The organism is Bacillus sp. MUM 116 (assembly GCF_001866655.1).
GTDB lineage: Bacteria > Bacillota > Bacilli > Bacillales > Cytobacillaceae > Neobacillus.
Window position 1 is genome coordinate 1 of record NZ_MLYR01000169.1, and the last position, 5,685, is coordinate 5,685.

Below are 5,685 nucleotides of genomic sequence, written 5' to 3' on the forward strand. Positions count from 1 at the left end.
CTAGGAAAAAAGCAGTTCATTTTTTCCCTCGAGGGGCAGGACACTTGCGCTGGACAATTCACAAAGCAATTTATAAATTCTTAAATAAAAATAAAAAACCAATCAACTCGATTGGTTTTTTTGAAAAATTAATTCTTTTTTAAAATAGTCTTGAGTCTGGCCCGTTCCTGTTCGGTTAGTGGGACTAATGGGAGCCTTACTGAACCAACATCCAAACCATTGAGCTGCAGGGCTGTTTTAACCGGACCGGGGCTTGGTGCCGCAAATAATCCTTGCATAATTGGAAGCAATTGCTGATGATGCTTCGCCGCTTTCCAATGATCCCCATCAAAATACGCTTTTATCATATCTTGTATTTCATTTCCAATGATATGGGATGCAACCGAAACGATACCGGCACCGCCAATCGACAACACTGGCAAGGTTAACCCATCATCACCGCTGTATAAAACAAAGTTTTCATCTGTATTAGCGATGATATGAGTCATTGCATTTAGGTCTCCGCTCGCTTCTTTTACTGCGACAATATTTGGAATTTGTGATAGGCGAATAATTGTTTCTGGTAGCACATTAACAGAGGATCTTCCTGGAACATTGTAAACCATAACCGGAAGGGAAGTTGCCTCAGCTACAGCTTGAAAATGCTGATATAATCCCTCTTGATTTGGTTTATTATAGTATGGGGCCACAACCATTATTGCATCGATGCCAAGTTCTTCTGCTTTTTTGGTTAGTTCAATAGATGCGTACGTATTATTACTGCCGGTTCCGGCGATGACCGGAACTCTCTTGGCAGCAACTTTCACTACATGAGCAAATAAAGCAAGTTTTTCTTCTTTTGACAATGTAGGAGATTCACCTGTAGTGCCTGCAACCACAAGTGAATCAGTGCCGTTTTCAATTAAATAATTGACTAATTGAGTGGTCTTTGAAAAATCAACATGCCCCTTTTTGTCAAAAGGAGTCACCATCGCCGTCGAAACTCGACCGAAATGAACCAATTTTCCCGCTCCTTCCATGTGAATGCCCGTTAGAATAAGTCTATTCGATTCCAATGCCTCATACGATTAACCCTTACATTTCATTCCGATACACTTCCATTGCTTCTACTTCCAATTGAAATGCATCATGCAGTGCATTGACTGATTTGACTAAGTCTTCTTGTTTAACGAGAACCCAAATGGTAGTATGGCTATCAGCCGACTGCAAAATTCTTATTCCATGGTCTGATAACGATGTTACGATTTTGGAGGTCACCCCAGGGACACCGGCAATTCCTGCCCCCACAACGGAAACCTTTGCACAGTGACGTTCAACGACCGGTTCATGACCCAAATCATGTAATATTTTAATTGCCTTATCTGTCATTTCATCTGTTACAGTATATACAACACCGTTTGGGGAGATATTTATAAAATCAACACTAATATTTTCATTTGCCATCGCCTTAAAAACCTCGGCTTGCAAATAGTATTGATCTTTTTTGGCAAACACCTTGATTTGCGTCACATCGGAAACATGAGCGATTCCGGTAACAATCCGTTCTTTAATATCACTGCCGCGATTTTCTTTATTTAAAGTGGTAACTAGAGTCCCAAGACTTTCAGAATAATTTGAGCGGATGCGAATGGGAATCTTTGATTGCATTGCTATTTCTACTGCTCTTGGATGAATTACTTTTGCCCCCTGATAGGCCATATTGCAAACCTCGGTATACGTAACAACCGAAAGCGGCCTTGCATTTTCGGCTATTCGCGGATCGGCCGTCATAATTCCTTCTACATCGGTAAAAATATCAATCCATTCTGCATTCAGAGCAGCACCCAATGCTGCGGCAGAGGTATCACTTCCGCCGCGCCCAATGGTTGTGATATCCCCATTTTTGGCTGCTCCCTGGAATCCTGCCACAACCACTACATCTGAATGTTCCAATTCTCTTAAAAGGCGGTCACATTTCATATCGACGATTTTTGCATTCGAATAGTCATTATTTGTACGGAAACCTGCCTGGGCACCGGTTAATCCAATAGCGTTAATTCCAGACTCGAGCAGCATGTTCGTGAAAACTACACTGGAAATTACCTCGCCGCAGGACATGAGCAAATCTTGTTCACGTTTACTGATTTTACTGTTATTTCCTCCAATTAAGGAGAGAAGGGTATCCGTTGCATATGGATCCCCGTTTCTTCCCATTGCTGAAACCACTACGACTACCTTATAACCGTCTTGTAATGCCTTTTCGATATGAATCCTTGCATGCTTCCTGCCTTTTTCATCCCTGACAGATGTCCCTCCAAATTTTTGTACTATAATTTTCATGTTGACATTCAAAACCTGCCTTTTTATGAAAACTTTTATTTTTCTTTAACTAACCCAAGCTTTACTAAACTTTGTGCAATTTGTACGGAGTTCCAAGCTGCACCTTTTAGTAAATTATCGGAAACTACCCACATATGGAAGCCACGATCTTCATCTAAATCTTTGCGGATACGTCCTACAAAAACATCATTTTTTCCAACGCAATCTGCAGGCATTGGATATACTTGGTTTTCTGGATCATCTTGTAAAATAACGCCTGGTGCATCTTTCAATAATGCTTTAATCTCTTCTGCACTTACACCTTCTTGGTCAATTTCAAAATAAACAGACTCAGAGTGTCCCACCGCAACCGGAAGTCGTACGCATGTTGCCGATACAGCTAATTCTGGTAAGTGCATAATTTTTTTCGTTTCATTGATCATTTTCATTTCTTCAAAAGTAAAACCATTTTCTTGGAATTTATCAATTTGCGGAATAGCATTAAAAGCAATTTGATAATGCTTTTCATCACTACTCACTGGTAATATTTTGGGCTCAACTGGTTCATCTGCCAAAATAGATTTCGTTTGATCCATTAATTCTTGCACTGCTTTAGCACCCGCACCTGAAACGGCTTGATAAGTGGAAACAATAATTTTCTTCAAACCGAATTTTTCTCTAATTGGTTCTAGAGCTACAACCATTTGGATGGTTGAACAGTTTGGATTCGCAATAATCCCGTTATTTTGATGCAAGTCTGCTTCATTCACTTCCGGTACCACCAATGGTTTATCAGCATCCATTCTGAATGCACTGGTATTATCGACAACGATTGCACCGCGTTTAACAGCTTCCGGCGCAAGTTCTTTTGAAACACTGCCTCCAGCCGAAAATAAAGCAATATCAATACCCTCAAAGCTTTCAGGCTTTGCTTCTTGAACCGTATATTCTTCTCCGTTCACAACGACTCTTTGACCTGCTGAACGACTGGAAGACAATAATAATAATTGCTTGTAAGGGAAATTTTCCTTTACTAAGGTTTGGATCATCTGCTGCCCAACTGCTCCTGTTGCTCCGACTACTGCGACGTTAAATCCGCTTTGCTGACTCATTTCTTAAAGACCCCTTTCAATCTCTTATCCGGTTATTTCTTTTGGAAATAATCTTTTTGTGTATAATTAATTCGCAAGGAGAGGAAAAAAATCTCCAGCATTTGAATTATTTATTTATTCTAACATATTCCCATGAAAGAAATAACCATTTTCAATACGATTGAAGGGAATAATTATTCATCATCACGAAATCTCTCAACCAGTACGGGTTGAATTTGTTTTCCTTCAATTGCCGATTCCACGGTTTCCATTAACATGGTCATTCTAGCTACCATTGAATTCGGCTTTTTAACTGGATCATCTTGCCCGTATGGAATAAAATAAATATGTTTGGTAGCCATTAGCCTCATTAAATTTACCCCATTTAACCCTAAAGCATCGTTCGTAGAAATTCCAAGGACAACCGGTTTAAGATTCCTTAGTGTCGCTTTTGCAGCCATTAGGACGGGACTATCATTCATCGCATTTGCGAATTTACTCATGGATACGCCTGTTAATGGAGCAATGACCATACAGTCCAGAGGCATTTTTGGTCCTAAGGGTTCCGCTTTAACAATTGAATCAATGGCCTTATTCCCGGTTAAGTCTTCAATTCTTTTAACCCAATCCTCCCCATTTCCAAAACGAGTGTCGGTATTTTTTACTGTATAGGATACTACTGGAACGACTTCTGCACCTGCTTGCACCAATCTTTCAATTTCCGGAAATACCGCATCATACGTACAATGTGACCCCGTTAATCCAAAGCCGATTCTTTTTCCGTTTAAACTCATCTTTCTTTCCCCTTTCTGTTTAATAGGTCATCTTGGAGTAATTGTGTAAGCACGTCTGCGAGAATTAATCCGGCAGTTTTAGGAGCTACAATCCCAGGTAAACTTGGTGCGAGCAATGCCTTTATTCCCCTCTTTTCCGCATATCTAAAATCAGTTCCTCCGGGTTTGGAAGCAATATCAATAATCAGTGTATGGGCAGGAAGCTTTGAGATCACCGCCGCACTAACTACTGGATACGGGATGGTATTGATTAATATATCGGTATCGGTTACTTCTTTCACAAGATTGCTTAAATGAAAGGGAGTGACTCCCATTTCAGTTATTCTGGCAAGATGCTCGCTTTTTCGGGCACCTACTTTAACCTTTGCACCAAGAGCATGAAAAGCTCGGGCTGTGCTCATTCCGCATCTTCCCAGGCCCAAAACCGTAATATTTGAGCCATGGATGGTATAATCTGTATGCTGGATGGCCATCATAATCGTCCCTTCAACAGTTGGAATCGAATTATAGATGGCAACATCATCCCTTGAAAACAGTTGGACCAGTTTTCGTTTCGATTTTGTTGTCATTTCATTTAAATAGGCATTGCTTATCCCTGAGTAAATTACACAGTGTTCAGGTGTCTTAAAGAGCATATCTTCTGTTAAAATAACCTTTTCATTTGAAAAGATTGTTTCAACCTGTCCTTCTAAATTTGTACCGGGAACAGGTAAGATAAGGACATCCACTGCAGAAAAATCTACCTCTTCCAACTTTTCCTTAACAGCACCAGTAAAGGCGTGGTCAAGCTGTTCGAAGCCAATGAGCGATAATCTGGCATCTAGCTCGGTTAACTTCCGGATAATTTCCAGCTGTCTTGCATCACCACCGATTACGGCTATCTGCATCCCTGTCAGCATGAAAACATTCACCTTCTTTTTAAAAAAATCCTATTCGGAATTCAGTTTTCTCTATTCACTTCAACATCTTATGTAGGAGAACATCAATCTGTGAGTTATTCCTCTTCAGATCATTAAAAAAAGCCCAAGCAAATATTCATTTGCTTGGGCTTCTCTTACTATTTTACTTTTTTATTCTGGTTCCTCTTCAGGAATATCAATAATAATCATGTCAGTTCCAATTTTTTTAATATGATTCCATGGAACTCTAATTTCTTCTCCTTGTTTGCGGAAACCAAACCATTTTAGAGATGGGATGAGAAGAGCTTGAATTTGGCCCGTTCCCTCATTGATTTCAAGATCCGTCTGACCAAGTACTCCAAGTCGCTCCGCCTTTTTTACGTCAACAATTTCCTTCCCGCTTAACTCACTCAGTCTCATCAATACGGACTCCCTTCACTTCACTTTATACTAGTGTATAAAAGGAAGTCCCATTATAGAACAAGAAATCGGAAGCGCATTGTTCAGCCTCGGGCATAGTGCTTTAGGCCCTTCGGTGAAGTCGTTCTTTGACTTCATCGTCAGGGCCTAAGCAACCTAGGAAAAAAGCAGTTCATTTTTTCC

General features: G+C 40.3%; 6 protein-coding genes. All 6 read right to left on the reverse strand.

From position 1 onward, the window contains the following. Positions 1 to 128: 128 nt before the first annotated feature. Complete coding sequence (gene dapA, locus BIV60_RS27155) at positions 129 to 1,001, reverse strand: 4-hydroxy-tetrahydrodipicolinate synthase (protein ID WP_071358779.1); 873 nt, start codon at positions 999 to 1,001, stop codon at positions 129 to 131. Between the two features lie 73 nt (positions 1,002 to 1,074). Further along, positions 1,075 to 2,319, reverse strand: a complete 1,245-nt coding sequence (gene dapG, locus BIV60_RS27160) for an aspartate kinase (protein WP_071358780.1) — start codon at positions 2,317 to 2,319, stop codon at positions 1,075 to 1,077. A gap of 35 nt (positions 2,320 to 2,354) precedes the next feature. Further along, positions 2,355 to 3,410, reverse strand: a complete 1,056-nt coding sequence (gene asd, locus BIV60_RS27165) for an aspartate-semialdehyde dehydrogenase (RefSeq protein WP_071358781.1) — start codon at positions 3,408 to 3,410, stop codon at positions 2,355 to 2,357. 173 nt (positions 3,411 to 3,583) lie between these two features. Continuing rightward, entirely contained in the window at positions 3,584 to 4,183 is a 600-nt protein-coding gene (locus tag BIV60_RS27170) for a dipicolinate synthase subunit B (RefSeq protein WP_071358782.1), read from the reverse strand. Then, on the reverse strand, positions 4,180 to 5,082 hold the full coding sequence (dpaA, locus tag BIV60_RS27175; RefSeq protein WP_071358783.1) for a dipicolinic acid synthetase subunit A: 903 nt from the start codon (positions 5,080 to 5,082) through the stop codon (positions 4,180 to 4,182). Before dpaA ends, BIV60_RS27170 begins: the two co-directional genes overlap by 4 nt. A gap of 171 nt (positions 5,083 to 5,253) precedes the next feature. Next, the gene (locus tag BIV60_RS27180) at positions 5,254 to 5,502 is read right to left on the reverse strand and encodes a YlmC/YmxH family sporulation protein (protein ID WP_071358784.1); all 249 of its coding nucleotides are present in this window, start codon (positions 5,500 to 5,502) and stop codon (positions 5,254 to 5,256) included. Between the last annotated feature and the right edge of the window lie 183 nt (positions 5,503 to 5,685).